The sequence below is a fragment of the Pseudomonas sp. fls2-241-R2A-110 genome (assembly GCF_030209165.1).
Taxonomy (GTDB): Bacteria; Pseudomonadota; Gammaproteobacteria; order Pseudomonadales; family Pseudomonadaceae; genus Aquipseudomonas.
This window is the reverse complement of the sequence record NZ_JARVSN010000039.1, coordinates 142312-168759: the sequence shown is the minus strand read 5'-3', so window position 1 is coordinate 168759 and position 26448 is coordinate 142312. Positions and strand designations below refer to the sequence as shown.

The 26448-nt window shown below is 60.5% G+C and carries 22 protein-coding genes; 17 read left to right on the top strand and 5 right to left on the bottom strand.

The window, feature by feature from the left end; genetic code table 11:
- Window positions 1-108: 108 nt before the first annotated feature.
- On the bottom strand, window positions 109-1032 hold the full coding sequence (locus QRN31_RS29015) for a TIGR03571 family LLM class oxidoreductase (protein WP_350310400.1): 924 nt from the start codon (window positions 1030-1032) through the stop codon (window positions 109-111).
- Between the two features lie 275 nt (window positions 1033-1307).
- On the opposite strand from QRN31_RS29015, the gene mrdA reads away from it, so the two are divergent.
- Window positions 1308-3200, top strand: a complete 1893-nt coding sequence (gene mrdA, locus QRN31_RS29010) for a penicillin-binding protein 2 (RefSeq protein WP_285436182.1) — start codon at window positions 1308-1310, stop codon at window positions 3198-3200.
- A gap of 12 nt (window positions 3201-3212) precedes the next feature.
- Here mrdA and QRN31_RS29005 read toward each other — a convergent pair whose 3' ends face one another.
- Window positions 3213-4169 (bottom strand): LysR family transcriptional regulator, encoded by a 957-nt coding sequence (locus QRN31_RS29005; RefSeq protein ID WP_285436181.1) that lies wholly within the window; start codon window positions 4167-4169, stop codon window positions 3213-3215.
- A 155-nt stretch (window positions 4170-4324) separates the two neighbouring features.
- Here QRN31_RS29005 and QRN31_RS29000 point away from each other — a divergent pair, with 155 nt between their 5' ends.
- From QRN31_RS29000 to QRN31_RS28975, 6 genes are all read left to right on the top strand, one after another.
- On the top strand, window positions 4325-5626 hold the full coding sequence (locus QRN31_RS29000) for an MFS transporter (protein ID WP_285436180.1): 1302 nt from the start codon (window positions 4325-4327) through the stop codon (window positions 5624-5626).
- Complete coding sequence (locus tag QRN31_RS28995; RefSeq protein ID WP_285436178.1) at window positions 5623-6378, top strand: class II aldolase/adducin family protein; 756 nt, start codon at window positions 5623-5625, stop codon at window positions 6376-6378. The genes QRN31_RS29000 and QRN31_RS28995 overlap by 4 nt, the downstream gene beginning before the upstream one ends.
- On the top strand, window positions 6375-7304 hold the full coding sequence (locus tag QRN31_RS28990; protein ID WP_285436177.1) for a 2-hydroxyacid dehydrogenase: 930 nt from the start codon (window positions 6375-6377) through the stop codon (window positions 7302-7304). The genes QRN31_RS28995 and QRN31_RS28990 overlap by 4 nt, the downstream gene beginning before the upstream one ends.
- A gap of 105 nt (window positions 7305-7409) precedes the next feature.
- Window positions 7410-8783, top strand: coding sequence for an MFS transporter (locus QRN31_RS28985; RefSeq protein WP_285436174.1), 1374 nt, complete (start codon window positions 7410-7412; stop codon window positions 8781-8783).
- 15 nt (window positions 8784-8798) lie between these two features.
- On the top strand, window positions 8799-9191 hold the full coding sequence (locus tag QRN31_RS28980; protein ID WP_285436173.1) for a RidA family protein: 393 nt from the start codon (window positions 8799-8801) through the stop codon (window positions 9189-9191).
- Window positions 9184-9795, top strand: a complete 612-nt coding sequence (locus tag QRN31_RS28975; protein WP_285436171.1) for an RraA family protein — start codon at window positions 9184-9186, stop codon at window positions 9793-9795. The genes QRN31_RS28980 and QRN31_RS28975 overlap by 8 nt, the downstream gene beginning before the upstream one ends.
- Here the strand turns inward: QRN31_RS28975 and QRN31_RS28970 are convergent.
- Window positions 9792-10724, bottom strand: a complete 933-nt coding sequence (locus QRN31_RS28970) for a LysR family transcriptional regulator (protein WP_285436169.1) — start codon at window positions 10722-10724, stop codon at window positions 9792-9794. The two genes, QRN31_RS28975 and QRN31_RS28970, sit on opposite strands and share 4 nt — an antisense overlap.
- Before the next feature lie 162 nt (window positions 10725-10886).
- Here QRN31_RS28970 and QRN31_RS28965 point away from each other — a divergent pair, with 162 nt between their 5' ends.
- From QRN31_RS28965 to qhpG, 7 genes are all read left to right on the top strand, one after another.
- Complete coding sequence (locus tag QRN31_RS28965) at window positions 10887-12197, top strand: MFS transporter (RefSeq protein ID WP_285436167.1); 1311 nt, start codon at window positions 10887-10889, stop codon at window positions 12195-12197.
- 24 nt (window positions 12198-12221) lie between these two features.
- Complete coding sequence (locus tag QRN31_RS28960) at window positions 12222-13451, top strand: Zn-dependent hydrolase (RefSeq protein ID WP_285436165.1); 1230 nt, start codon at window positions 12222-12224, stop codon at window positions 13449-13451.
- 152 nt (window positions 13452-13603) lie between these two features.
- A complete protein-coding gene (locus QRN31_RS28950; protein WP_285436164.1) occupies window positions 13604-14629 on the top strand; it encodes a histone deacetylase family protein in 1026 nt (341 codons plus the stop codon).
- Between the two features lie 249 nt (window positions 14630-14878).
- Entirely contained in the window at window positions 14879-16783 is a 1905-nt protein-coding gene (locus QRN31_RS28945) for a sigma-54-dependent Fis family transcriptional regulator (RefSeq protein WP_285436162.1), read from the top strand.
- Complete coding sequence (locus tag QRN31_RS28940) at window positions 16783-18501, top strand: ABC transporter ATP-binding protein (RefSeq protein WP_285436161.1); 1719 nt, start codon at window positions 16783-16785, stop codon at window positions 18499-18501. The genes QRN31_RS28945 and QRN31_RS28940 overlap by 1 nt, the downstream gene beginning before the upstream one ends.
- The gene (gene qhpE / locus QRN31_RS28935; RefSeq protein ID WP_285436159.1) at window positions 18491-19168 is read left to right on the top strand and encodes a subtilisin-like serine protease QhpE; all 678 of its coding nucleotides are present in this window, start codon (window positions 18491-18493) and stop codon (window positions 19166-19168) included. Before QRN31_RS28940 ends, qhpE begins: the two co-directional genes overlap by 11 nt.
- On the top strand, window positions 19165-20454 hold the full coding sequence (gene qhpG / locus QRN31_RS28930; RefSeq protein ID WP_285436157.1) for a flavin-dependent monooxygenase QhpG: 1290 nt from the start codon (window positions 19165-19167) through the stop codon (window positions 20452-20454). The genes qhpE and qhpG overlap by 4 nt, the downstream gene beginning before the upstream one ends.
- A 126-nt stretch (window positions 20455-20580) precedes the next feature.
- Here the strand turns inward: qhpG and QRN31_RS28925 are convergent, their stop codons facing one another.
- A complete protein-coding gene (locus QRN31_RS28925; RefSeq protein ID WP_226300029.1) occupies window positions 20581-22071 on the bottom strand; it encodes an aldehyde dehydrogenase family protein in 1491 nt (496 codons plus the stop codon).
- A 274-nt stretch (window positions 22072-22345) separates the two neighbouring features.
- On the opposite strand from QRN31_RS28925, the gene QRN31_RS28920 reads away from it, so the two are divergent.
- The gene (locus QRN31_RS28920) at window positions 22346-22600 is read left to right on the top strand and encodes a DUF1652 domain-containing protein (protein ID WP_285436155.1); all 255 of its coding nucleotides are present in this window, start codon (window positions 22346-22348) and stop codon (window positions 22598-22600) included.
- A gap of 48 nt (window positions 22601-22648) precedes the next feature.
- Here QRN31_RS28920 and QRN31_RS28915 read toward each other — a convergent pair whose 3' ends face one another.
- Window positions 22649-23005 (bottom strand): hypothetical protein, encoded by a 357-nt coding sequence (locus QRN31_RS28915; protein ID WP_285436153.1) that lies wholly within the window; start codon window positions 23003-23005, stop codon window positions 22649-22651.
- Window positions 23006-23352: 347 nt separating this feature from the next.
- Here QRN31_RS28915 and peaA point away from each other — a divergent pair, with 347 nt between their 5' ends.
- Together peaA and peaB are read left to right on the top strand one after the other, a co-directional pair.
- Window positions 23353-24933, top strand: coding sequence for a quinohemoprotein amine dehydrogenase subunit alpha (gene peaA, locus QRN31_RS28910; RefSeq protein WP_285436152.1), 1581 nt, complete (start codon window positions 23353-23355; stop codon window positions 24931-24933).
- 84 nt (window positions 24934-25017) lie between these two features.
- Entirely contained in the window at window positions 25018-26448 is a 1431-nt protein-coding gene (gene peaB / locus QRN31_RS28905) for a quinohemoprotein amine dehydrogenase maturation protein (RefSeq protein ID WP_285436151.1), read from the top strand.

Sequence of the window (26448 nt, the reverse complement as noted above, 5' to 3'; positions counted from 1 at the left end):
TAAATTCCGAAACCCCTATCTGCGTATGCAGGTAGGGGTTTTGTTTTGCCCGCAGAAAAGTACTGCGAAGGGAAGGGCAGCTGAGGCTGCCCATGCATCCCCTGCCACTTAAAGAAACTTCGGCAGAACGTGCTCTGCGATCTCTTCAATCACATCTGCCACAGGGCGCTCGCTACGGCGCAAGTGCAAGCCAACGTGTTGCACACCGGCTTCGCGCAATGCCTGAAGCTCATCGATCAGGGCTAACCGTCCACAGCTCCCACCGAAGCGCACGCGCCGCATGGGGGCATGAGGATTCGCTGCCAGGTCCAGATGTACGAAGCTGATATAAGGTTTATCGCCCCCGACTTCCCGCCACAGCCCCACTCGCCGACGATGCTCATCGGGCGTGCCAGGGTAGGCAAGCCAGCCATCCATATGTTCACCGATCCAGGCGGGTGATTGCTGACCCAGGCCTGCCACCAGTAACGGCGCAGAATGTTTGCGCTCTGGAAGCAGTCGAGCTCCCTCAGGCAAACGACCTTCACCCTGGCTGCGTATCAATTCAACCGTGTCGCGAAAGACCTCTCCTCGCTGAGCGTAATCCACTCCAAACAACGGGTACTCCATCGGTCGGTCACCACTGGCGACTCCCAATAGCAAACGTCCATCACTCAACTCATCAACACTGTTTGCGGCTTTAAGGGTTAGCCAAGGCTGACGCAATGGCAGCACCACCGCCGCGGTACCCAGCATGATGTGTTCTGTAATACCGGCGAGATACCCAAGGTAGGAAAAGGTCTCGAAGACTTGTGCTGCGTCGCCAAAGTCAGGGTCGTAAATCGGCACATCGCGCACCCATAGGGCCCGGAAACCTGCTTTGTCTGCCAGGCGAGCCATCGTGGCGTGCTGTTTTAAATCGGGAACACCGAACGGCCGATCCTCAGCTATTCGACGCCGCTGCCCGTCACTGGACCAATCATTATCAAGCGGGAGTTCAAGCCCTATGGAAAATCCGTTTGAGCCAAGTAATCGTTGAAAGCGTGGATGCATGAAAAGACTCCCAAAACAGAAATGGAATGACATGCACCCAGTATCCATAGGCGGATCAGCAAGAAAAATGCATGAATCGGAATATCAGTCTTGGACAGAACGCACGAGTCTGCGGAGCACCGACTGTCGTTTTGGCCTGTGAAGGACAACCCTTATAGGAAATCGCACTAAAGTGACCGCATGGTTTTTGGTATGGTGCAGCTCGTTTTTTTAACGGACTGATTTCAGGCCCACGGATCGGCGCCCCTTTTTATCGTCATAGAGTTGCTACAGAAATGCCTGAACCCATACCCATCAAGGACCATGAAAAAGAGAAGAGTCTGGTCAACAAACGGTTGATCGCCTGCGCCTTGTTCGTCGTCGCCATATCCTGCGCACTCGTGGTGCGCATGTATGTGTTGCAGGTGGTCGAGTTCGACTATCACTCCACTATCTCTGAAAACAACCGTGTCCATGTACTGCCAATCACCCCTACGCGAGGGCTGATCTTTGACCGCAACGGTGTTGTCCTTGCAGACAACCGTCCCAGCTTCAACCTGACTATCACCCGCGAACGTGCTGCCGATGTCAAAGAAGAGCTGGATGAAGTGGTCAGCCTCCTGCAGCTTCCAGCAGAAGACCGGACACTGTTCGATAAAGCCATGAAGCAGGCACGTCACCCATTCGTGCCGGTCACCCTGTTCTACGAACTCAGTGAACAGCAAATCGCGGTGCTCGCGGTCAACGAGTTCCGTTTGCCGGGGATCGATGTCGAGCCACAATTCGTCCGCCATTACCCGATGGGCGCGCACTTCGCCCATTCGATCGGCTATGTCGGTCGCATCAACGAAAAAGAATCCAAGACCCTCGATAACGTTGAATACCGTGGCACCCAGTCCATCGGTAAAACCGGTATCGAAAAGTTCTACGAGTCAGAGCTGCACGGTCACGTCGGCTACGAAGAGGTTGAAACCAACGCCCAGGGCCGCGTACTGCGAGTGCTCAAGCACACCGATCCGATCCCTGGCAAAAACATCGTGCTTAGCCTGGACGTCAAACTTCAGGAAGCGGCCGAGGACGCCTTGGGGGATCGTCGCGGTTCTGTGGTCGCGCTCGATCCGTCGACCGGCGAAGTATTGGCCATGGTCAGCAAGCCAAGTTTCGATCCAAACATGTTCGTGACCGGCATCAGCTTCAAGGAGTACGCAGCACTGCACGACTCCATCGACCGGCCGCTGTTCAACCGCGTGCTGCGTGGCCTCTACGCGCCAGGTTCGACCATCAAGCCTGAAGTGGCAATTGCAGGCCTCGATGCCGGTGTCGTTACCCCCCAGACACGTGTCTTCGATCCAGGTTACTACCAGCTCCCGGACTTCGATCACAAATACCGTAACTGGAACCACAGCGGTGACGGCTGGGTGGACATGGACGCGGCGATCATGCGCTCCAACGACACCTACTTCTACGACCTGGCTCACAAGCTGGGCATCGATCGCCTGCACGATTACATGGCGATGTTCGGCCTCGGCGAGAAGGTCTCGCTGGACATGTTCGAAGAGTCTGCCGGCCTGATGCCGTCCCAGGCCTGGAAGCGTGCCACGCGCCGACAGCCGTGGTTCCCCGGTGAGACTGTCATCCTCGGCATCGGTCAGGGCTATATGCAAGTCACTCCGCTGCAACTTGCCCAAGCCACTGCGCTGATTGCCAACAAAGGCGTCTGGAACCGGCCGCACCTGGCCAAGACAGTGGATGGCGTGGCGCCCGTGGACGAGCATCCGATGCCGAACATCCTGCTCAAGGATCCGCGTGACTGGGAGCAGGTCAACCACGGCATGCAGTTGGTCATGCACGACCCTCGAGGCATTGCCCGAGCGGCTGCGCTGGGCGCTCAGTACCGCATCGCCGGCAAGAGCGGGACCGCGCAGGTGGTGGCGATCAAACAAGGCGAGCGCTACAACCGGGCGAAAACCCTGGAACGTAACCGCGACAACGCCTTGTTCGTCGGTTTCGCCCCGGCCGAACACCCTAAGATCGTCATTTCGGTGATGATCGAAAACGGTGAAGCTGGTGGTCGAGTCGCCGGTCCAGTGGTCAGGCAGATCATGGACGCCTGGCTACTTGACCAGGACGGCCATCTCAAGCCGCAGTACGCCACGCCGGCCAAACTGCCGAGCGATCCTCACGTCTAAGCGATCAAAGCTTCACAGCACAGGCTCACGGATGCTGAGCATGTGCTGGAAGCTTTCCAGGAACACCGTTTCGGCCTGAGTCATTTTCTGCTCGCGATTCCACAGCAGCTGGATATCGAAATCCACCACACCGTCTTCCGGTGGCAAACGCCAAAGCAAACCCTGCTCGACATCCCGCCGTACCAGGTGCAACGGCAAACAACCAATCCCGAACCCTGCGCAGATCAAGCGGTAAATCTCTTCGAAACTGGTGGAAGAGGCAACGATCTTGCCCGTAAAACCTTGTTCGTCGCGAAACAGCGTCAGAGGCGAAAGATTGCCCCCCAATTGATCGCTGGTGAAGCTCACGAAGTTCTCTGTGGCAAGCTGGTCCAGGGTCAGGTTTTCCTGCCCGAACAACCGGTGGCGCTGCCCGCAAAAATACGCATAACGCTCGCGAAACAGCACTCGTTGCTCCAGCCGTGGCTGCGGTAAACGGCACAGCCCGACACCGATTGTCGCGGTTTTTTGCAGCAACGAACTGATGATGTTCGAACTGCCCATCACCTCGACTTCCAGCTCGATCTTCGGATGGGTTTCATGGAAGTCGGCGAGGAATTCATCGTAATGCCGCGCCTGCACGCCACTGACGGTGAGGATGCGAATCTTGCCCACCACGTCATCGTGACGACTCTCCACCACTGTGCCCAAGCGTGAAATATCGCCGTAGATATCCGCCGCAATGCGCAGGACCTCTTCCCCGGTTTCCGTCAAATCAAAGCGCCGCCCACTGCGGGCAATCAACACACATTCCAATTGTTCTTCCAGGCGTTTCAGCGCTTGGCTGACCGCCGACTGGGTGATGTGTAACCGCGCGGCGGCGCGGCTCATGCTGCCTTCCTGGCCGATCACCAGGTAGGTGCGCAACAGGTTCCAGTCAAGGCGATCATTCAGAAAGCGTCGGCCAACCCAAGGGTTAGTTGAGGTCATGACAATTCCATGTAGTAGCACAGCTAATAGTAAAGATAAGAATTTGAAAATTGACTAATCCTGGCACGGAAGCGATAAAGCCCACAAGCGCCACAGAGTGCAACCGTTTCAGCCTTCAGTACCTGCCCAAAACTATAAATACACAGGGTCCTTGCATGCACACCACCCCTCAACCGCGACGAGCCGCGGCGGCAGCCTTTATTGGCACGACCATCGAGTTCTACGACTTTTACATCTACGCCACGGCGGCGGCGCTGGTATTAGGGCAAGTGTTCTTTCCCAGCAGCGACCCGGTGATGAGCACGCTGGCCGCCTTCGGCAGTTTTGCGGTCGGCTTCATTGCAAGGCCAATGGCCGGCATGGTCTTCGGTCATCTGGGTGATCGGTTGGGTCGCAAGAAAATGCTGTTGGTGACCATGGCATTGATGGGGCTGGCCACTGCGGGTATCGGTTTGCTGCCAAGCTACGCCAGCGTCGGTATTTGGGCGCCGGTCGGCCTGATCGTGCTGCGATTGATCCAGGGGATTTCCGTCGGCGGCGAGTGGGGCGGGGCGGTGCTGATGGCCAGCGAACACGCGCCGGCCAAGCGCAAGACGTTCTACGCTTCGTTCGCCCAACTCGGCAGCCCGGCGGGTTTGCTGTTGGCGTTGATCGCTTTTCGATTGGTCACTTCGCTTGAGCCTGCGGACTTTCTCGCGTGGGGCTGGCGTCTACCGTTCCTTGCCAGCGGCGTGTTGATGATGGTCGGTCTGATGATCCGTTCCGGCGTTCACGAATCCCCGGAATTCGCCAAGGCCCGAGACAATAACGAGACCGCCCAATACCCGGTGAAAGACGTGATTCGCACTTGCTGGCGGCAGATCCTGTTCGCCGCTGCTGCCGTGACGATCGGTTCGGCCGGGTTCTTTTTCACCAACACCTTCATGATCACTTACGTCACCCAATATCAGGGCATCGCACGCTCGACGATTCTCGATTGCCTGTTTCTGGTGACCGTCATTCAGTTGCTCTCCCAGCCTCTGTCAGCGCTGCTGGCCGAGCGCATAGGCGAAGGTCGCTTCCTCAAACTCGTCGCGCTGCTGTGCATGGTTACGCCATACCCGATGTTTGTCTTGGTGGGCACGCAAAACATTGTGCTGATGACTGCCGGAATTGCGTTGGCCGTGGTGATCCTCTCGGCGCTGTACGCGGTGATTGCCGGGTACATGACCCAGGCGTTCCCGGTGCATTTGCGCTACTCGGGCATCTCGATTGCCTACCAACTCAGTTGCGCATTGGCCGGTGGCACCACGCCGCTGATCGGCACGCTGCTGGCGAGCAAGTTTTCCGGACAATGGTTGCCGCTGGCGGTGTTCTTCACCTTGCTATCGGCCCTGTCCCTGATCGGTGTTTGCGGCCTGGCCCGCCTGCGCGCCAACCCGGTCGTCACCCACGCTGCTAAAGAGGTGTATTCGTGAGTAAACCTGCACACATCGATTCGGTTGAATGGCAAGCCCGTTGCGAACTGGCGGCGCTGTATCGGCTGGTCGCGCACTTTCGCATGACCGACCTGATCGACACCCATATCACCCTGCGCATTCCGGGGCCTGAACATCATTTTCTGATCAATCGCTACGGGGTGATCTTTGACCGCATGCGCGCCTCGGACCTGGTGCGCATCGATCAGGACGGGCGCAATGTCGATCCCGAATACGCAGGTCACCGGGTCAACGCGGCCGGGTTCGTCATTCACTCGGCGATCCACATGGCGCGTCCCGATTTGAACTGCGTGATCCATACGCATACGGCTGCCGGGATGGCCGTCGCGGCGCAGCAACATGGCTTGTTGCCGATCAGTCAGCACGCGCTGAAGTTTTACGGCAAATTGGCCTATCACACCTACGAAGGTATCGCCCTGTCGCTGGATGAGCGCGAACGTTTGATCGCCGATCTCGGGCCGCATCGGGCGATGATCCTGCGCAATCACGGCTTGCTCGTCGGCGGTTCGGGCGTAGCCCAGGCGTTCCAGGAAATTCATTTTCTGGAGCGTGCCTGTCAGGCCCAGGTCGCGGCGCTGGCCGGTGGTTCGGCGCTGCACTACCCATCGCCGGAAGTCTGTGCACACACCGCTGAACAGTTTGACCGTGATGAACAGGACAACATCATCGACCTGGCCTGGGAGGCCGCACTGACCCTGATCGAATCCCAGCGCGAGTCCTATCTGTCATGAACACCGTGGTTTTACTGTCCCGTGACAACCTGTTGCTCAAGCAACTGCAGGCAGCCTTTGCCCGCAGTGCGCCGCAACTCAAGGCCGTCCTGGCCGATGATCCGCTGGCCAGGAATGCGCAAATCGCCGCGTGCTGGTTTCCATTGCCGGGCAGCCTGGCAGCATTGCCGAACCTGCAGATCATTCACTCGGTGGCCGCCGGTATCGATCACCTGGAGCACGATCCTTCCTGCCCGGACCTGCCGGTCTGTCGGGTGGTCGACCCCGGGCACCGCCAGGGCATGACCGAGTACGTGCGCTGGGCGGTGATTCACTATCACCGAGGCTTCGATCAAGTATTGGCGCAACAACGACAATTGCACTGGGAGCGTCCACTGCAACGTGCGGCAGGGCAGTTCAAGGTCGGGGTCATGGGCCTTGGATCATTGGGCAGCGCGATTGCCCAGGACCTGGTCGGCGCCGGTTACGACGTCCGCGGTTGGGCGCGCCGTCGCAAGGATCTGAACGGTGTCCAGAGCTTCGCCGGTGCCGAACAACTGAACCCGTTTCTCGACGGCGTTGAGCTGCTGATCAACTTGCTGCCGTTGACCAGCCAAACCCGCGGCATCCTCGGCCATGCAACCTTCGATCACTTGGCCAATGGCGCCGCCCTGGTCAATTGCGGGCGCGGCGGTCATCTGAACATCGACGATCTTGAACAGGCCCTGCACACCGGAAAACTGCGAGGTGCCTTGCTGGATGTCTTCGAACAGGAACCGCTGCCGGCCGATCATCGCCTTTGGACAATGCCCGGCGTCACGATCACGCCACACATGGCTTCGGCCGCTTCCCATGACTGTATCGCCGAGCAAGTGGCGGAGAACTTTCGCCGATTAAACGCCGATGAGCCGCTATTGAATTGCGCGGACCGGACACTGGGTTATTAACACTAACTAACTCGCCCACTAGTTGGGCGAGACATAACAACAATCCCTCACTCTCAAACGATTTACTGCCAGTCAAAACAATTAAATAAATTCCTGGAGTCAGTGATGAGCGATCTATCGTCCGCAGAAAAGTCCGGCGCACCGCCGGAAGTGGCAATCAGCATGAAAAAAGTCGCCGTGGCCAGTGTCATCGGCACCACGGTGGAATGGTACGACTTGTTTGTTTTCGCCACTGCTTCGGCGCTGGTATTCAACAAAGTGTTCTTCCCGGATTTCGTGCCGTTGATCGGCACGTTGCTGGCGTTCGGCACGTTTGCGTCGGCGTATCTGGCGCGCATCGTCGGCGCAGCCTTGTTCGGGCACTTCGGTGACAAGCTGGGACGCAAGTCGATGCTGTTGATTTCGCTGCTCACCATGGGCGCCGCGACGTTCGCCATCGGCCTGTTGCCCAACTACGCGGCTATCGGCATCTGGGCGCCGATCCTGTTGTTATTGCTCAGGGTGATTCAAGGCTTGGCGCTCGGCGGCGAGTGGGGTGGGGCGGTGTTGATGGCGGTGGAACATGCACCGGCCAACAAGCGCGGTCTGTACGGTTCCTGGGTGCAGATCGGTGTGCCGGCCGGCACCATGATCGCCAACCTGGCCTTCTTGTTGATCGCCGCTTACCTGTCCCCGGAAGACTTGTTGGCCTGGGGCTGGCGGATTCCGTTCCTGGCCAGCGTGCTGCTGATCGCAGTCGGTTTGTACATCCGCCTGAACATCGCCGAAACCCCGGCGTTCAACAAGGTCAAGGAAGCCGAGGTACAGGTGAAAATGCCCCTGGCGGAAGTCTTTCGCAAGTACTGGAAACAAGTGGTGCTTGGCGGTATCGCCACGATGTCGACCGGGGCTTCGTTCAACATCATCGTTGCGTTCGGCCTGACGTACGGCACGCAAAACCTCGGTTTCAGCCGCAGCACGATGCTCGGTGTGGTGTTGTTGTCCTGCGCATGGTGCATCGTCATGTTGCCGGTGTTTGGTGCGCTGTCGGATCGCTTCGGGCGCAAGCCGATCATCGTCGCCGGCATCATTGCCGAAGCACTGGTGGCGTTTCCGATGTTCTGGTTGATGGACACCAAAGAGCTTCCCCTGGTGATCTTCGGTTACTTGCTGTTGATGACCGCGTTCGCCGCCAACTACGGACCGATTGCGACCTTCCTCGCGGAGTTGTTCGGCACCCGGGTGCGCTATTCGGGGTTGTCGATCAGCTACATGTTGTCCGGTTTGCTGGGTAGCGCAGCGACACCGATTGTCACCACCGCATTACTGGCGGCGACCGGCAAAGGTTCTTCAGTGGCCTGGTACATGATCGGCGCGGCGTTGATTTCCTTACTGGCGCTGTTACTGCTGACCGAAACCTTCAAGCGCGACATCAGCGAAATTCCGCAGGTCGTCCCGGCTGATCCGCAAAACAAACCCTTCAAATCGGCTGCAGCCTGAACGGAGCAAAACAGCATGCGCAGAATTCAATCCGCCCCGGGCTTTATCGGCCCCGTCGGTCCTTACTCCCAAGCGGTAGTCAGCGGTCATCTGGTATTCACCGCCGGGCAGATTCCGGCTCAGGCCAATCTTGATGAGCAACCCGCTGAGTTCACTGAGCAAGTGCGCCAAACCTTACGCAACCTGGAAGCGATCCTGATTGAAGCCGGCTCCGATTTCAGCCACGTGATCAAAGTCAACGCCTACCTCACCGATCCGGCGCAACTGGAGCCGTTCAACGCGGTGTATCGCGAATTCCTCGGCCATGCGCCGCCGGCTCGCACGACGGTGTGCGTGGCGTTGTGGGGTGTGTCGCTGGAGATCGATTGTGTTGCCGAATTGATAACAAAGGAGCCGCACAATGGATGAGTCGATGCTGATCGAGCAACTCAAAGCCGTGAGCTTTCCGACCCTCGGGCATTTCCTGGAGCAAGGTTTCGCCGATTTGCAACTGCGGGCCATGGTGCCCAACGTGAAAGTGGTCGGCCGCGCACTCACGCTCAAACTGGTCGGCGCTGACGCCATCGCCGTCAACCAGGCCTTGGCGCTGATCAAACCCGGTGATGTGCTGGTGATCGACACCGATGGCGACTGGCAACACGCCCCGGTCGGCGCGGTGACCAGTTGCGCCGCGAGTTGTGCCGGCGCCGTGGGCATTGTGGTCGACGGCGCGGTCACTGACCTGCTGGAACTGCGCGAAGCCGGGCTACCGGTGTTCGCTCGCGGCACCAGCCTGTTGACCACCAAACTGCATGGGCGCGGCGACAGCCAGATCAATCAACCGATCCACTGCGCAGGCGTTACGGTCAATCCCGGAGATCTGGTGCTGGCGGACGATAACGGCGTGTTGTTTCTCGATTGGCCAACAGCGGCCACCGTCATCGATCGAGCCTTGGCGTCGGATCGTGCCGAACCGCGTTTGCTGGAACGCCTGAAGGGCGGCGAGCCGGTTGCACAGGTTTTAACGATTTAGGCCGTCAGGCACGCTTGCAGGCTCTCGATAAACAACGTCTCCGCGCGGCTCATGCGCTGCTCGCGGTTCCACAACAGATGAATGTCGACATCGGCAATCCCTTCGTGGGGCGGCAGGCGCCAGAGCAATCCGGCGTCGACGTCCGCTGCCACCACGTGCTCGGGCAAACAGCCGATACCGAAGCCGGCGATCACCAGTCGCCGGACTTCTTCCAGGCTCGGCGATGACGCCACAATCCGTCCGCTGAAACCCTGCTGATCGCGGAAAATCGTCAGCGGCGAGAGCATGCCGCCGATCTGATCGCTGGTGAAACTGACGAAATTCTCCCGCTGCAAATCCCCTTCGGCGACGTTCTGTTGGCCGAACAGTGCATGGTGCTTGCCGCAGAAAAACGCATAGCGTTGACGCAGGAACAGTCGTTGTTCGAGGCGCGGTTGTGGCCGGCGGTTGAGGCTCAAACCGAGGGTCGCGGTCTTCTCCTGCAAGGCGCTGACGATGTCGGAACTGCGCATCACATCGACCTCCAGATCCACCCGTGGGTGCTGGCGATGGAAGTCGGCGAGGAAGTCATCGAAACGCTCGGAATAGATCCGACTGATGATCAGCAGTCGCACCTTACCGATCACTTCGTCTGCCGGTTGCTCCAGCACGCTGCTGACTTGCGACATCTGCCCGTAGATTTCCCCGGCCAGTTCGAAGATCTGCTCGCCGACTTCGGTGAGGGCAAACCGTGGTCCGCGCCGGGCGATCAGTTGCCGACCCAGTTGTTCTTCCAGCCGCTTCAACGCTTGGCTGACTGCCGGTTGCGTCAGGTGCAGGCGGGCGGCGGCGCGGCTGATGCTCAGCTCCTGTCCGATCACCCTAAAAGTGCGCAGCAGGTTCCAGTCCAGGCGGTCATTGAGCAGGCGTTGTATTTCACGTTCGGCCATGGCGGCTCTCGATTATAAGCTGGCGTAATACTGCGCATAATAAATAGAAAATTGACTAATCATAGCCCCGGGACGATAAATCACCCCCAGAGAGGCGCCGTCAGAGTGCCTCGGATTTGCCCTTTCTCTCCTGCCAAAAAAACAATCAAAGGAGCCCGACCCATGAAGCCCCAAGCTTCTTCCCAGCCGCGCCGTGCGGCCGCCGCTGCCTTCATCGGCACCATGATCGAGTGGTACGACTTTTACATTTACGCCACCGCCGCCGCGTTGGTATTCGGCGCGTTGTTTTTCCCCTCCGATGACAAGCTGTTCAGCACCATGGCCGCGTTCGGCACCTTCGCCGTGGGCTTCTTTGCACGGCCTTTGGGCGGGATCATCTTCGGCCATATCGGCGACCGTATCGGGCGCAAGAAGTCGCTGATCATCACCTTGTTGATGATGGGCGTAGTGACCGTGTGCATCGGCTTGCTGCCGACCTACGCGCAAATCGGTGTTGCGGCCCCCGTGTTGCTGATTCTGTTGCGCATCGTCCAAGGCATCGCGGTCGGTGGTGAGTGGGGCGGGGCGGTATTGATGGCCGGCGAGCATGCGCCGAAAGGTCGACGCAATTTCTTCGCCTCGTTTGCACAGTTGGGCAGTCCGGCGGGTTTGATCCTGTCGCTGCTGGCCTTCAGCGCCGTCACTCGTTTGCCGGAAGCCGATTTGATGAGCTGGGGCTGGCGCCTGCCGTTCCTCGCCAGCTCACTGTTGCTGATCGTGGGCCTGGCAATTCGCCTGGGCGTGAATGAATCCCCGGAATTCCTCGCCAGCCGCGAACTCGCCAGTAAAAGCACACGTAAGGAACAAGCGCCGGTCATGGAAGTGCTGCGTACCGCATGGCGCCCCCTGCTGTTGTGCATCGGCGCCAACACGCTGGGGATCGCCGGGGTGTATTTCACCAACACCTTCATGATTGCGTACACCACCCAGCAACTGGAGTTGCCGCGTTCGCTGATCCTCGAGTGCCTGTTTGTGGTGGCGATCATTCAGTTCTGCATTCAGCCACTGGCGGCGTGGGTTGCCGAGAAGATCGGCGCGACGCGTTTCCTGTGCCTGATGTCGTTGCTCGCGATGGCCTCGCCATACCCGATGTTCGTGCTGGTCAGCTCGGCCCAGGCGCCGCTGATTATCCTTGGCATCGCATTGGCGGTGGTGTGCATGGCGTCGTTCTACGCGGTGATCGCCGGTTACGTCAGCGGCATGTTTGAGACCCGCGTGCGCTACACCGCCATCTCGTTGGCCTATCAGATTTGCGGTGCAGTGGCCGGTGGCCTGACGCCACTGATCGGCACATTGCTGGCGCACAAATTCGCCGGCCAATGGTGGCCGATGGCGGTGTTCTACAGCTTGATCGCCGCCACATCGCTGATCTGCGTCTTGTCCCTTGCCCGTCGTCATGCCAGCGCTGAACGCATCGAATTGGCCAGCGCTTAATCCCCCGTTTTCCAGGAGTAACGTATGTTGAAAATCAATGGTGAGCGCCTGTGGGCAAGCCTGATGGCCATGGCCGAAATCGGCGCCACGGCCCGTGGCGGCAGTTGCCGTCTGGCCTTGAGCGATGAGGACAAGGCCGGTCGCGAATTGTTTTCCCACTGGTGCCGCGAAGCCGGCATGACCCTGAGCGTGGACCCCATCGGCAACCTGTTCGCCCGTCGTGAAGGCACCGATCCCGCCGCCGCGCCAGTGATGATGGGCAGCCACCTCGACACCCAACCCGAGGGCGGCCGCTTCGATGGCGTCTATGGCGTGCTCGCCGGCCTGGAAGTGGTCCGCTGCCTCAACGACCTCGGCATCCAGACCCGCAAACCGCTGGAAGTGGCGGTGTGGACCAACGAAGAAGGTGCGCGCTTCACCCCGGCGATGTTCGGCTCGGCGGTGTTCACCGGGATCATGCAACTGGACGCGGCGCTGGCGGTGCGTGACATCGACGGCATCAGCGTCGCCGAGGCGCTTCAACGCACTGGTTACGCTGGCGAACGTCCTTTGGGCGGCGCGGTGGACGCGTATTTTGAAGCGCACATCGAACAAGGTCCGATCCTTGAAGACAACGCTAAAAGCATCGGTGTGGTCACGGGCGGCCAGGCGATTCGCTGGCTTGATGTGCGCGTCGAAGGCATGGCCGCCCACGCGGGCACCACACCGATGCCGCTGCGCAAGGACGCCCTCTATGGCGTGGCGCGAATGATCCAGGCCATCGAGGGCCTGGCCGCTGATTTTGCGCCCGAAGGCCTGACCACCGTCGGCGAATTGAGCATCAACAAGTCCTCGCGCAACACCATTCCGGGACGGGTGGACTTCACCGTCGACCTGCGTCACCACCGCGATGAAGCGATCGAGGCGATGGAGCAGCAAGTGCGCGCGCGGCTGCAGGCGATTGCCGATGGTCGCGGTTTGAACCTGACCATCACCCCTCACTGGATCAGCCCGGCAACACCGTTCGATGCCGATTGCGTGGCGGCTGTGCAGCAGGCGGTGGATGCGTTGGGCTACGCTCAGCAATCGATTGTCAGCGGCGCCGGGCATGATGCAATTCATCTGGCGCGCTACTGCCCGACGGCGATGGTGTTTATCCCGTGCGTCGGCGGCTTGAGCCATAACGAAGCCGAAGACGTGCTGCCCGAAGACGTGCGTCAGGGCACTGATGTGTTGCTCAACGCCGTGCTGTCCCGCGCCGGTAAAGCTGAATAAACACGACCCCTGTGGGAGCGAGCTTGCTCGCGATAGCGGTGTATCAGTCGCCATCAATGTTCAATGTGCTGACGCCATCGCGAGCAAGCTCGCACCCACAGTTGAATGTGCCCTGATTGAAGATCTATGACTAACTGACAGGTACTCACCCCATGCGCAGTTTTTTCCACCCCGAACAATTGCTTCACCATCCTCGCAGCTACTACTCCCGTGGGCAGATGCGCACGCCGCAGGAAGTGCCTGAACGCGCTCAGCGATTGGTGCAGGCGGCGCATTCATTGGGCTTCGAGGTTGAGCAGCCCGCCGATGCCGGGCTCGATCCATTGTTGGCAGTCCACGGCGCGCCGTACCTGACATTCCTGCAAGAAGCGCATCAGCGCTGGAAAGAGGTTCCCGAGGACTGGGGCGATGAGGTGATGTCGAACATCTTCGTCCGCGAGCCCAACGCCTTGCGCGGGATTCTCGCTCAAGCGGCCCGTTATCTGGCCGACGGCAGTTGCCCGGTGGGCGAGCAGACCTGGCGCTCGGCCTATTGGTCGGCGCAGAGCGCGATTGCTGGCGCTCAGGCATTGCTTGATGGCGAGCCGGCGGCTTACGCCGTTTGCCGTCCGCCGGGTCATCACGCCCGAGCCGAGGCGGCCGGTGGTTTTTGTTATGTGAATAACGCCGCGGTGGCGGCGCAGGTTTTGCGCGGTGGGTTTGAGCGGGTCGCGGTGCTCGACACGGACATGCACCACGGACAAGGGATTCAGGAGATTTTCTACGACCGGGATGACGTGCTTTATGTCTCGGTGCATGGCGATCCGACCAATTTTTATCCGGGGGTTGCCGGGTTTGCCGATGAGCGTGGCGCTGGTGCAGGGGAGGGCTTTAATCTCAACTTGCCGATGGCGCATGGCGCCAGTGAAGCGGATTTTCTGGGTCAACTTGAAGTCGCGTTGGCGGCGGTGAAAGATTTCGGTGCCCAGGCGCTGGTGCTGTCCCTGGGCTTCGACATTTTCGAACTGGACCCGCAAAGCAAAGTGGCGGTGACGCGCGAAGGGTTTGCGCTGCTGGGCGAGCGGATTCGTGGCCTGGGCTTGCCGTGTTTGATTGTGCAGGAAGGCGGGTATCACCTGGAGAGTCTTGAAGACAATGCGCGGGCGTTTTTTGTGAGCTCCGAGGCTTGGAAGATCTGAATCTGATGTTGCCGGCTAGATCGCTATCGCGAGCAGGCTCACTCCCACAATGGACCGAGTGAACCTAGGATTTGTGTTCACCACCGCCCCCTGTGGGAGCGAGCCTGCTCGCGATGAACGATAACGCGGTCCCCGCGGATGAACCTCAAACGCTGTAAGGCACTTGCCATCGCCCTTACGTTAACGTAAAGATTGCGGCAGGGCGCTGAACTTAAAAAAGCGCAGGGCGGACCGATCCGGAGCGCTTTGATGACGCTAATAAAAACAACTCCACCCAAGCTGCACCGCGAAGCCCGGCTGGCCCGGGAAAAGCTCCATCTGGAGGGCGAAGTCCCCGATGGCGTGTTGCGCGCGGAAATCGATGCCTCATGGCGGCGCAGTCTCAGCCATGGCGTGCATTTCAATGGCAAGTACGAGCTGGCGCTGGAATCGGGCGCCAGCCTCGACGTGCTGCTGGCGAGCAATCGCTTGCTGATCGATGCGGCATTGCCGGCAATTGATTACCTGGCCGAACGTCAAGGCAAGGAAGGCCTGATCATCCTCGCCAATTCCGACGCCACCATTCTCGCCGTCGAAGGTCGCGCCGATCGCCTCAAGGGCAGCGGCCTGCAAGACATCACCCTTGGCGCCTGCTGGAGCGAAGCGGCTCGCGGCACCAACGCCCTGGGCACCGCGCTGGTCGAATCGCGGCCGACGATGATTGATTGCGGCGAACACTACCTTGATCGCCTGACCGATTTTTCCTGCACCTCGGTGCCTATTTATTGCCCCCAAGGCGACATCCTTGGCGTGCTCGACCTGACCCGCGAAGGCCCGCTCGGCCGCGTTCATGACAGCACCGCGTTGTTGTCCATGGCCGTCAGCCAGATCGAAAGCCGCGTGTTCAACGCCAGCTATCCAAACGAAATCGTCCTGGCCTTCCACAGTCGTCGGCAATACCTCGAATCCCCTTGGCAGGGCCTGTTGGCGGTGAGCCTTGGCGGGCAGATCCTCGCGGTCAGCGCCCAGGCCTGTCAGTTGCTGCATGCCGAGCGTTCGGCGCTGGTGGGGCGGCGTTGCGAAGAGTTTCTGGGCGTCGACGGCTTGCAACTGCTGTCGCGGCTGCATCAGGGTGGCGTCGGCAGTTTGCAGACTGCCAAAGGTGAATTCTTCTACAAAGCCCTGCGTGCGCCGCAGCGCTCGATCAACGTCAGCACACCGCCGCGCAGCACGGCCAAAACCGTCAAGCCGCCACCGGATCTCGAAGCCCTGGCCGGCAGCAATGTGCGCTATGCCCGCGCTTTGCGCATGGCCCGCCAAGGCCTGGCCAATGAGCTGCCGGTGTTGCTGTTGGGTGAAACCGGTACCGGTAAAGAAGTAATTGCCCGAGCCTTGCACATGGCCGGCAGCCGCTGCGACAAACCTTTCGTCGCGGTGAACTGCGCGGCGATTCCCGAAGGCTTGATCGAGTCGGAGCTGTTCGGCTACCGCGAAGGCGCGTTCACCGGATCGCGCCGGGGCGGGATGATCGGCCGGCTGCAACAGGCCCACGGCGGCACCTTGTTCCTCGACGAAATCGGCGACATGCCGCTGGCTTTGCAGGCACGCCTGTTGCGGGTATTGCAGGACCGCAAAGTGGCACCGCTAGGCGCTGGCGAAGAACAAGACATCGACGTCGCGCTGATCTGCGCCACCCACCGCGACCTCAAGCGCCTGGTGGAAGAAAAACACTTTCGCGAAGACCTGTTCTACCGGGTCAACGGCATCAGCGTGATGCTCCCGGCCTTGCGTGAGCGTGAGGACTTCAGTGGCCTGGTCACGCGACTGCTGGCCAAACTCGACGCACCGAACGTCGTCCTGCATGACGACTTGAACCGCTTGCTTGGTGGTTATCACTGGCCAGGCAACATCCGCCAACTGGAAATGGTCTTGCGCACCGCGCTGGCCATGCGCGAGCCGGGGGAGACGGTGCTGACCCTCGACCACCTGCCCGACAGCATGCTCGACGAATTGTCCGCGACCGAACGGTCATCGTCGGGGAGCATTCGCGAAAACGAACTGGAGTTGATTCGCCAGTCCCTGGACAGCCATCAGGGCAACGTCTCGGCCGCCGCCGACGCCTTGGGCATCAGTCGCGCGACCCTGTATCGCAAGCTCAAACAGTTGCGCTCGTGATGCAGCGCCTGATCGTGCGGCTGATCGACAGCCAGAACCCCGAAGCCCTGCAATCGGCATTGCGCTGGCTCTACAGCTTTGTGCGACCGCATCGCCTGGCGATTGCCGGGCTGCTGGGGTTGTCGGTCTGCGCTTCGTTGCTGGTGCTGGTGCAACCGTGGTTGACCAAACTGCTGATCGACGATGGTTTGTTGGCGCGTAACTTTGCGATGCTGGTGCTGATTGCCGGGTTGATGATTGTCGCCGGGCTGCTGGGTACGGCGCTGTCGGGGATCAATCGTTACCTGCACACTCGGTTGTCCGGGCGGATACTGTTCGCCCTGCGCGACGACCTTTACCGGCATCTGCAAACCCTCTCGCCGAGTTTCTACGGGCAGCGGCGCATTGGTGATTTGATGTCGCGCCTGGATGGCGACGTCGCGGAGATCCAGCGCTTTGCCGTCGATTCGCTGTTCTCGGCGGTGTCGAGCGTGATCGGTCTGGTTTGCGCGGTGGCGATGCTGTTGACCCTGTCCTGGAAACTCTCGCTGCTGGCGTTGGTGCTGATTCCACTCGACGTGCTCTGGCTGCGCTGGATGCGGCGCAAGGTCGAGCGCGATGTGCGGCAGTTGCGCGAGCGCTCGGCGGACATGTCCTCGTTCATGGTCGAGACCTTGCCGGTGATGAAGTTCATCCAGTCCGCCGGCCAGCAACAGCGTGAATCGCGACGGCTGGAGACGCTCGGCCAAGGCTACATGAGCCAGTTGTTGCGCCTGCAAGTCACCGAGTTTTTCACCCAGGCCGTGCCGGGCACGCTGACCTCGTTGTCTCGGGCCTGTGCGTTTTTGATCGGCGGTTATTGGGTGGTGCAGGGGACTTGGCAACTGGGTGCCCTGATCGCGTTTTCCACGTATTTGGGGATGGCGGTCGGGCCGGTTCAGAGCTTGCTTGGACTGTACGTCGCGATTCAGCGGATGACCGTCAGCCTCGGTCGCGTGATGGAGTTGCGTGGCGAAGAGCCGACTGTGCTCACACCCGTCGAACCCAAGCCGATGCCGGCCTCGGGTGAACTGCGTTTCGACGATGTGCACTTCAGCCATCCCGGTCGCCCGACGACGTTGCGTGGCATCGAAGCGCGAATTCCCTACGGCTTGAAAGTCGCCCTGAGCGGCGGCTCCGGGGTCGGTAAATCAACCCTGATCGATCTGCTGCAACGCCACCATGATCCGCAGTCCGGCCGGGTGTTGCTCGGTGACGTGGATCTACGAGAACTGGACCTGTTCCAGTTGCGTCGGCGGATTGCCGTGGTCAGTCAGGACATCGTGTTGTTTCGCGGCAGCCTCGCCGACAACCTTGCTTATGCCGTGCCAGACGCCAGTCGTGAAGCCATTGCCGAAGTCGCGCGACTGGCGCAGCTAGACAGTCTGATCGAATCCTTGCCCGAAGGCCTCGACAGCCCGTTGGGCGAGCGCGGCCAGCAGTTGTCCGGCGGGCAGAAACAGCGCATCGCCATTGCTCGGGCGTTGCTGCAGGATCCGCTGATTCTGGTGCTGGACGAAGCGACCTCAGCGGTGGATGAAGCCACCGAGCGCGAAGTCATCGAGGCCATCGACCGCTTGTTTGCCGGGCGTACACGGATCCTGATCAGCCATCGCCCTTCAACTCTGGCCGATGCCGATTTGCGCTTTGAGTTGCTCGACGGCGTGCTCACTTCAAAAACGGTGCTGCATGAAGCCTGAGCTGAGGATTGGCATCGTCGACAGCGGCCATTCGGCGGCGCAACGGGTGCAGGTCATCGCTGGACGGCGGTTCTCATTGCTTGACGATGGATTGGCCGAAAGCGACTTGCGCGACGATCCGCTGGGCCACGGCAGCGCGGTGATCGAGGCCATCAGCCGACGGGCGCCTTCGGCAGTCTTTTGTGTGGGGCAGGTGTTCGACCAGCGTGGCGTCACCAGTGCCTTGCAGATCGCCACGGCCATCGACTGGCTCGTGGCTCAAGAGGTGCGGCTGATCAATCTGAGCCTGGGGTTGCGACAGGATCGAAGCCTGCTCCGTGAAGCCTGCGCGGCGGCCGTTTCCCGAGGCATTTTGCTGTGCGCTTCCAGCCCGGCGCAGGGCGAGGGCGTGTTTCCGGCAAATTATCCACAAGTGCTGCGGGTCACTGGCGATGCGCGTTGCGCCGAGCATGAATGGTCGTGGCTCAATAGCGCTCAGGCCGATTTCGCCGCGTGCGTGCACGGCACGTATCCGGGGCAGTCGGGTGCCAGCCTCGGGTGTGCGGCGTTGAGCGGGCATATTGCGGGTTTTCTGGCGGCGCACCCCGACGCGAATAACCAGCATGTCATCGAGTGGTTGCGCGAGCACGCTCGGTATCGCGGCCCCGAACGGCGCTTCGGGCCATGATTGTGATTCTTGGCGCGGGGCCGGCAGGGGCTGCAGTTGCCCTGGGTTTGCAAACGCTGGGTTATTCGGTGACGCTGGTCAGCGAGTGGCGCCGGTTCGCGGCGCTCGAAGGCGTTTCGGTGCGGGTGCTGGAGGCCTTGCGCGGCGCGGGTCTGCATCAGGCGCTGGCGGACGCGACGTTACCGTCCCAGCGGCAGGTCGCGTGGAACGGCCAGCAGCATGCGCAGAACGTTGAATTTCTGGTGGATCGCCCACGCTTCGACCAAGGCCTGCGCGAGGATCTGCGACGGGCAGGCGTTGAACTCATTGAGGGTCGGGTGCTGAGTGTTCAGGCCTTGGCGACGGGGCATCGCATCGAGATGGAAGGGCGCGAAGCGTTGCTGGCGGATTTTCTGGTGGAGGCCCGTGGACGTCAGGCGCCTGCACTTGGCAAAGGCCTGCGCGGACCGGAGACGGTCAGCCTGCTCAATCGCTGGCAAGGTACGCCGGGCAGCACCGCCAGTGCCGTGGAAAGCCTTGAGGACGGCTGGGCCTGGATGGCGCGACGGGCTGACGGTCAGTGTTATTGGCAGTGGACCGTGGACGTCGCCAGTGCCCGATTGCCGGGCAAGGCGCAATTGCTCGATTACTGCCGCCAACGGCGTCATGGCTCGGCACTGGCGCGTGAGTTTTTCGGTCTGGCGCCCGAAGTCGATCTCCAACTGCACGCGCGCAGCAGCACGGCGATCCTGTGCCCGCAGGTGTGTGGCGATAACTGGATTCGGGTCGGCGATGCGGCGATGGCGGTGGACCCGCTGTCGGGCAACGGCATTTTCCAGTCGCTGTCCTCGGCATTGCAGGCGCCGACCGTGATCAACACATTGTTGCGTAAACCTGAGCGAGCCGCACTGGCGCAGCGGTTTCATCAGGCGCGAGTGGAACAGTTGTTTTGGCGTTTTGCGCGGATCGGGCGGGATTTTTATGCCGATGAGCAGCGCTGGCTGGAGCAACCGTTCTGGAAGGCCCGTCGGCAGTGGCCGGATGCTGAACCGGCGCACGCCGAGCCGGATTTTCAGGCGCTGAGAATCGAGCGGGCGCCGGTGTTGAAGGACGGTTATGTCGATGAAACCGACGTGGTGATCACGGCAGATCAACCGTTGGGCATCTGGCATGTGCAAGGGGTTGAACTGGCGCCGGTGGTGCGGCGCTTACAATCCGAGCCGGCCGAACAGGCGTTGGCCGGGTTGACGGTGGAGCAGGGCAGGATGGTGCGCAGTTGGTTGTTGTCTCAGGGGTTCAAGCCCTGACACAGGCTGATCGTTCCCACGCTCTGCGTGGGAATGCCGCCAGGGACGCTCCGCGTTCCGCTTCGAGATGTGACGCGGAGCGTCACGGGATGCATTCCCACGCAGAGCGTGGGAACGATCTGTGTATTACAGTTTGATCAACACCGACTTCAACTCGGTGTAATGCTCAATCGCCGCATACCCCATCTCGCGCCCGACCCCAGACATTTTGTAGCCGCCAAACGGCAGCGCCGGGTCCAGGGCGCTGTGGCAATTGACCCACACCGAGCCCGACTTGATCCGTGGAATCATCCGGTGCACCGCCGCCAGGTCATTGGACCAAATGCTTGCCCCCAGTCCATAAGGGCTGTCATTGGCCATGCGCAAGGCATCGGCTTCGTCATCAAACGGAATCGCCACCAGCACTGGGCCGAAGATCTCTTCCTGCACCAGCGAATGCTTCTGGTCGACGTCGACAATCACTGTCGGCTTGACGAAAAACCCCGGACCGAATTGCTCGCCGCCGCAAGCGATGGTCGCACCACTTTCCCGACCCTTTTCGATATAGCCGTAAACCCTTTCCTGCTGGCGCGCGGAGATCAGCGGGCCCATCTCGACGCTCGGGTCCAGGCCATTGCCAAGCTTCATGGCGTTGGCAATGTCGGCGATGTCCGCCACCACATTGTCGAAATGCTTGCGCTGTACATACAGACGCGACCCTGCGCAGCACACCTGGCCCTGATTGAAGAAAATCGCGCTGGCGGCACCGGCTGCGGCGGATTTCAGGTCGGCGTCGGCCATGACGATGGTCGGCGATTTGCCGCCCAGCTCCAGGGTGACGCGGGTCATGGAGTCCATGGCGATCTTGCCGATCTGCTTGCCCACGGCGGTGGAGCCGGTGAAGGTCAGCTTGTCCACAAGTGGATTGTGGGTCAGCGCGGACCCTGCGGTAATGCCGGTGCCAGTGACCACGTTGAACACGCCTTCGGGGTAGCCGGCTTCCAGCACCAGCTCAGCGAGTTTCAAGGCAGTCAGCGGCGTTTCGTCGGCGGGTTTGAGCACCACTGTGCAACCGGTGGCCAGGGCCGGGCCGAGTTTCCAGCAGGCCAGCAGCAGTGGGAAGTTCCAGGCGACGATGGCGCCGACCACGCCCACCGCTTCACGGCGAATGAAGCTGTGGAACTGATCGTTGGGCATTAGCGGCAACGACACTTCAACACTGGAACCTTCGATCTTGGTCGCCCAACCCGCCATGTAGCGCAGGAAGTCGATGGACAGTTGCACATCCATCACTTGGGCCACCGCTGCGCTTTTGCCGTTGTTCAGGCATTCCAGTTGCGCCAGCAGCTCGGCGTCGCGTTCCATCAGGTCGGCGAGTTTCCACAACAGGTTTTGCCGCTCGCGGGGGCGAGTGCGGGTCCAGGCCGAATCATCAAAAGCCTGACGAGCGGCAAGCACCGCGCGGTCGACATCCTCCGGCGTGGCCCGTGGCACCACGCACAGCACTTCACCGGTGGCCGGGTTGTGCAGGGGCATGGTCTGGCCGTCGGCGGCTTCGACCCAGTCACCGCCGATAAGCATGCGCGGGGCGCGCTGGATGAATGCCGAAGTAGCGGGAAGCAGATAAGGGAGCGTCATGGCGAGGCCTCTTGTTATTCGTGAGAACCGGGCTTTCGCAATGGCTGTGCCAAGTGCCAGGAAACGCAGCCCCGCCCTTGGTCGGCGGGGTTCGGGGGCATTCAAGGGTAAAGGCGGCCGCTGGCGGGTTGTTGCAAATTGCGACAACGATGAGACGACGAGCAACCTGTCGCGACCTTGAGACACTGACTATTGGGGACTAGAATTTTCTGGCTCGGTGGATGACGCGACGGACCGTTCATCCGGCCACACATCTGGTGTGAGGGAGGTAGTGATGTTCCTTTCAGCCCTGGAAATTCAAAGCATCATCGAACAAAAAATGCTGCCCGCCGTCTGCACGTGCAGCATGGAGGCAGACCAGTCCCTGACCATACGGGTTTGCGACTGCGTAACGGGAAAAGTGGATCTGGTGGCGACCCACGTGCCCTTGTGGACACTGGACAGTCCTCACGCAATCGCCTCGCTGGTGGCGGATATGCGGCACGAAATAGAAGCCCACAAAGGCATTCAGCCAACGTTCTTCAGCTGAACCGCCGTCACGCCGCACCACTCAAGTGGTGCGGCGCGTGCTGACAGTTCAGGCCGGGATCTTGCGAGAAAATTCTTCGAATGTGTTGCCATCTACGGCGGCCAGGAGTTTTCGGCCGTCCTTGAGCGTTGCCAGGAACGTCACTTCGGTCTCCTTGCCCGCCAACATGAAACCGGCAATTGCGCCGATAGGGCCGAGCAACATCGCGCCCGCCACGCCGAAACCGATGGCATCCTTGATGTTGTTGATCGAATCCTCGTTGGCCACTTCTACACACTTGAACGCTGAGAGCGGGAGGGTGATGCCGGGCCACGGGTGAAGCGATGTCCTGAGGGTGAAAACGCCCTCTCTGTACTCTCCATCACCCTGCAGAAAGTCCCCCGCCAGGACAGTGATGCTTGCCATTTTTTTATCCCCTGATTGGCAATCGGTGAATACCCATTTCGCTCCCGCAGGGGATGGCCGTCAATCGCCGACCGATGAACTGTTCCGGTCAGGGCAACTATGCTTTGTCTCAGACTGAAACAAGTGTCGCGATATTAGACGCGAGCGATCTCGCCTGGACGCCAATCATGACCCTCATCTTTATCTAACAGCTTGATTTAAAAGGGTATCGGCAAGCTGGCACGCTCCGTGTATTGCTCATCGCAGACGTTTCTCTTGCCTCCGTCAGCGGTGCGCCGCCGACGGTAGAAACCAAAAAAAACGATAAGCCACAAAAATAAGAAAGCACCGTGCGAGGTTCGACGTTGATGAAGAGAAGACTCCGATCAGGCCTGAGTGCCAGTCTGCTGGCCGTGGCCGCTTGTGTAGCGCTGCATTCGCCTTACAGCCTGGCCGCCCGTGACGCCCAGACCATCCTCAAGGAAACCTGTCAGGGCTGTCACACCCCCGAAGCTGATAACGCCCTGAGCCGCATCAGCCACCAGCGCAAGAGCCCGGAAGGCTGGCTGATGAGCATCGCCCGGATGCAGACCATGCACGGTTTGCAGATCAGCGATGACGACCGCCGAACCCTGGTCAAATACCTGGCCGACACCCAAGGCCTGGCGCCCAGCGAGACGGACGGCGTGCGTTATGCGCTGGAACGTCGACTCAATACCGTCGAGAAATTCGACGACCAGACCAGCCAGATGTGCGGCCGCTGCCACTCCGGTGCGCGGGTAGCCCTGCAACGGCGTCCGGCCCAGGAATGGGAGCGTCTGGTGAACTTCCACCTCGGTCAATGGCCGTCCCTCGAATACCAGGCACTGGCCCGGGACCGTGACTGGTTCGACATTGCCCGCAAGGACATGGTGCCGCTGCTGGCCAAGCGTTATCCGCTGGACAATCCGGCCTGGAAAAAATGGCTGAGCAGCGCGCCGAAAAGCGCCGCACTGGTGGGTGACTGGAGCTTCAGCGGCCACTTGCCGGGCAAAGGTGAACTGTCCGGCGTGATGAGCGTCACGGCCGATGGCAGTGACACGTTCAAGGTCAGCGTCAAAGGCCAATACGCCGACGGCAGCCCGTTCAATGGCGAGGGCAGCGCGATCCTCTACACCGGCTACGAATGGCGCGGCAACGTGACCATCGATGGCGTAACCATGCGCCAGGTGTTCGCCGCCCAGGGCAATGCCATGCAAGGTCGGATGTTCGAAGCCGAGCATGATGAGCGCGGTCTGGACTTCGTCGCCGCCAAGCAGGGCAGCAGTCGTTTGCTGGCGGTGCAACCGGGTTATCTCAAGGCGGGTGCCGAAACTGAAGTCACGCTAGTCGGCAGCGGTCTCACCGGCAAACCGAACTTCGGCAAAGGTGTGGAAGTGGTCGAAGTCGTCGAGCAGAGTCCGCAGCGGATCAGGGTCAAACTCAAGGCTGCGGCCAATGCCCAGCCGGGTCTGCGTGCGGTCACCGTCGGCACCCTGAAGGGCCCGACCCTGTCGGTCTACAACTCAATCGCAGAAGTCAAAGTGGTGCCTGCGTTCTCGGTCGCGCGAATCGGCGAGGGCGGTGGTTCGACGCCGAAAGTCCAGGGCCGTTTTGATGCGGAAGCCTGGGGCAAGGGCGCTGATGGCAAACCGTATCGCATCGGGGTGTTCCCGGCGCAATGGAAGGTCGAGGCCTTCGACGATCGTGCCAAGGAAGACGAAGACGTCAAGTTCGCCGGCACCATGCAGGCTGACAGCGGCGTGTTCACTCCGGGTGATGCCGGGCCGAACCCACAACGCAAAATGTCCACCAACAATGCCGGCAACCTCAAGGTGATTGCCGCCGTCGACGATGCAGGGAAATCCCTGACCGGCGAAGGCCACATGATCGTCACCGTGCAACGCTGGAACAATCCACCCATTCCATGAGTTGGCTGATTCAAAAAAAGGTTTCAGACACTTTTCGGAATGACCGCAGGCCCCGTCAAAACGGGGTTTGCACAGGAGGTTGCAATGGGCGCTATTTTGAATCTGGTCGAGCGAAATCTGCACGAAGTGCACGTCGACGCCGACCGCATGCTGTTTCACATCCCCAGCAGTTCGCTGTTCGCCAGCGATGAGCTGACGGGCACCATCATCGACACCTTGCGCGGTCCCGGCTGTACGTCGGAGGACCTGATCCAGCGTTTGGCTTCACGGTTCAACGGTGAGGAAATCACCGAGACCCTGCGCGAATTGATGTCCCTGGAGCTGGTCAGCGACGGCTCGCCGCTGACGCCGGACATCGGCACCAAACGGGTCGAGCGTACCGCGATCAATACCGTGGTGCTCAACGTCAACACCGGCTGCAATTTGAGCTGCACCTACTGCTACAAGGAAGACCTCGACAAGCCGTCGGCCGGCAAGAAAATGGACATCGAAACAGCGGTCGCCTCGGTGGAAATGCTGCTGCGCGAGTCGCCGGACGAAGAGCGTTTCACCGTGGTGTTCTTCGGTGGCGAACCGCTGAGCAATCGCAAGCTGATCGAATACATGGTCGACTATTGCGAGAAGCGTTTCCGTGAGGCGGGCAAGTTCGTCGAGTTCGTCATGACCACCAACGCCACGCTGCTCACCGAAGAGACCGTGGACTACCTCAACGCTCACCGCTTCGGTTTGTCCGTCAGTATCGACGGACCAAAAACCGTGCACGACCGCAACCGCATCACCGTGGGCGGGCAGGGCACGTATGACGTGGTGCGGCGCAAGGCCGAGATGTTGCTGTCGCGCTACAACAGCCGCCCGGTGGGCGCGCGGGTGACCCTGACCACTGGCGTCACTGACGTCGAAACCATTTGGGATCACCTGTTCAACGAACTGGGTTTTGCCGAAGTCGGGTTCGCCCCGGTGACCTCCGGCGACATCAGCACCTTCAACCTGTCCAGCGACGAGCTGATCGAGGTATTCGCCAACATGAAGAAGCTCGGCCGGCGTTATCTGGAGGCGGCGCTGGAGCACCGCAACATCGGTTTCTCCAACCTGCACCAGTTGATCACCGACATCCACGAAGGCCATAAAAAAGCCCTGCCGTGCGGCGCGGGCCTGAAGATGCTGGCGGTGGATTACAAGGGCGAACTGAACCTCTGTCACCGCTTCACCGGATCGAGCCTGCCGACCTTCGGCAACGTCCACACCGCCGTGAAGCAAGTGGAGTTGAACGACTTCCTGTCCCAACGCCTGGACCGCACCAACACCGGCTGCGAAGACTGCCAGATCCGCAATCTCTGCTCCGGCGGCTGCTACCACGAGAGCTACGCCCGTTACGGCGATCCGACCCATCCGACCTATCACTACTGCGAACTGATGCGTGACTGGGTCGACTTCGGCATCGAGGTCTACACCCGGATCATGGCCCACAACCCTGCGTTTATCAGCAGCTACATCACTCCGCGCAAGGCTCACTGA

Excerpts from the sequence above, each read along its gene's own strand:
- QRN31_RS28915 (WP_285436153.1), bottom strand. The coding sequence starts at position 23,005 with ATGGCAAGCATCACTGTCCTGGCGGGGGACTTTCTGCAGGGTGATGGA.
- QRN31_RS28970 (WP_285436169.1), bottom strand. The coding sequence starts at position 10,724 with ATGGCCGAACGTGAAATACAACGCCTGCTCAATGACCGCCTGGACTGG.
- QRN31_RS28980 (WP_285436173.1), top strand. The coding sequence starts at position 8,799 with ATGCGCAGAATTCAATCCGCCCCGGGCTTTATCGGCCCCGTCGGTCCT.
- qhpG (WP_285436157.1), top strand. The coding sequence starts at position 19,165 with ATGATTGTGATTCTTGGCGCGGGGCCGGCAGGGGCTGCAGTTGCCCTG.
- QRN31_RS28960 (WP_285436165.1), top strand. The coding sequence starts at position 12,222 with ATGTTGAAAATCAATGGTGAGCGCCTGTGGGCAAGCCTGATGGCCATG.
- QRN31_RS29000 (WP_285436180.1), top strand. The coding sequence starts at position 4,325 with ATGCACACCACCCCTCAACCGCGACGAGCCGCGGCGGCAGCCTTTATT.
- QRN31_RS28965 (WP_285436167.1), top strand. The coding sequence starts at position 10,887 with ATGAAGCCCCAAGCTTCTTCCCAGCCGCGCCGTGCGGCCGCCGCTGCC.
- QRN31_RS29015 (WP_350310400.1), bottom strand. The coding sequence starts at position 1,032 with ATGCATCCACGCTTTCAACGATTACTTGGCTCAAACGGATTTTCCATA.
- QRN31_RS28945 (WP_285436162.1), top strand. The coding sequence starts at position 14,879 with ATGACGCTAATAAAAACAACTCCACCCAAGCTGCACCGCGAAGCCCGG.
- peaA (WP_285436152.1), top strand. The coding sequence starts at position 23,353 with ATGAAGAGAAGACTCCGATCAGGCCTGAGTGCCAGTCTGCTGGCCGTG.
- QRN31_RS28990 (WP_285436177.1), top strand. The coding sequence starts at position 6,375 with ATGAACACCGTGGTTTTACTGTCCCGTGACAACCTGTTGCTCAAGCAA.
- QRN31_RS28920 (WP_285436155.1), top strand. The coding sequence starts at position 22,346 with ATGTTCCTTTCAGCCCTGGAAATTCAAAGCATCATCGAACAAAAAATG.
- peaB (WP_285436151.1), top strand. The coding sequence starts at position 25,018 with ATGGGCGCTATTTTGAATCTGGTCGAGCGAAATCTGCACGAAGTGCAC.
- qhpE (WP_285436159.1), top strand. The coding sequence starts at position 18,491 with ATGAAGCCTGAGCTGAGGATTGGCATCGTCGACAGCGGCCATTCGGCG.
- mrdA (WP_285436182.1), top strand. The coding sequence starts at position 1,308 with ATGCCTGAACCCATACCCATCAAGGACCATGAAAAAGAGAAGAGTCTG.
- QRN31_RS28925 (WP_226300029.1), bottom strand. The coding sequence starts at position 22,071 with ATGACGCTCCCTTATCTGCTTCCCGCTACTTCGGCATTCATCCAGCGC.
- QRN31_RS28975 (WP_285436171.1), top strand. The coding sequence starts at position 9,184 with ATGGATGAGTCGATGCTGATCGAGCAACTCAAAGCCGTGAGCTTTCCG.
- QRN31_RS28950 (WP_285436164.1), top strand. The coding sequence starts at position 13,604 with ATGCGCAGTTTTTTCCACCCCGAACAATTGCTTCACCATCCTCGCAGC.
- QRN31_RS28985 (WP_285436174.1), top strand. The coding sequence starts at position 7,410 with ATGAGCGATCTATCGTCCGCAGAAAAGTCCGGCGCACCGCCGGAAGTG.
- QRN31_RS28940 (WP_285436161.1), top strand. The coding sequence starts at position 16,783 with ATGCAGCGCCTGATCGTGCGGCTGATCGACAGCCAGAACCCCGAAGCC.
- QRN31_RS29005 (WP_285436181.1), bottom strand. The coding sequence starts at position 4,169 with ATGACCTCAACTAACCCTTGGGTTGGCCGACGCTTTCTGAATGATCGC.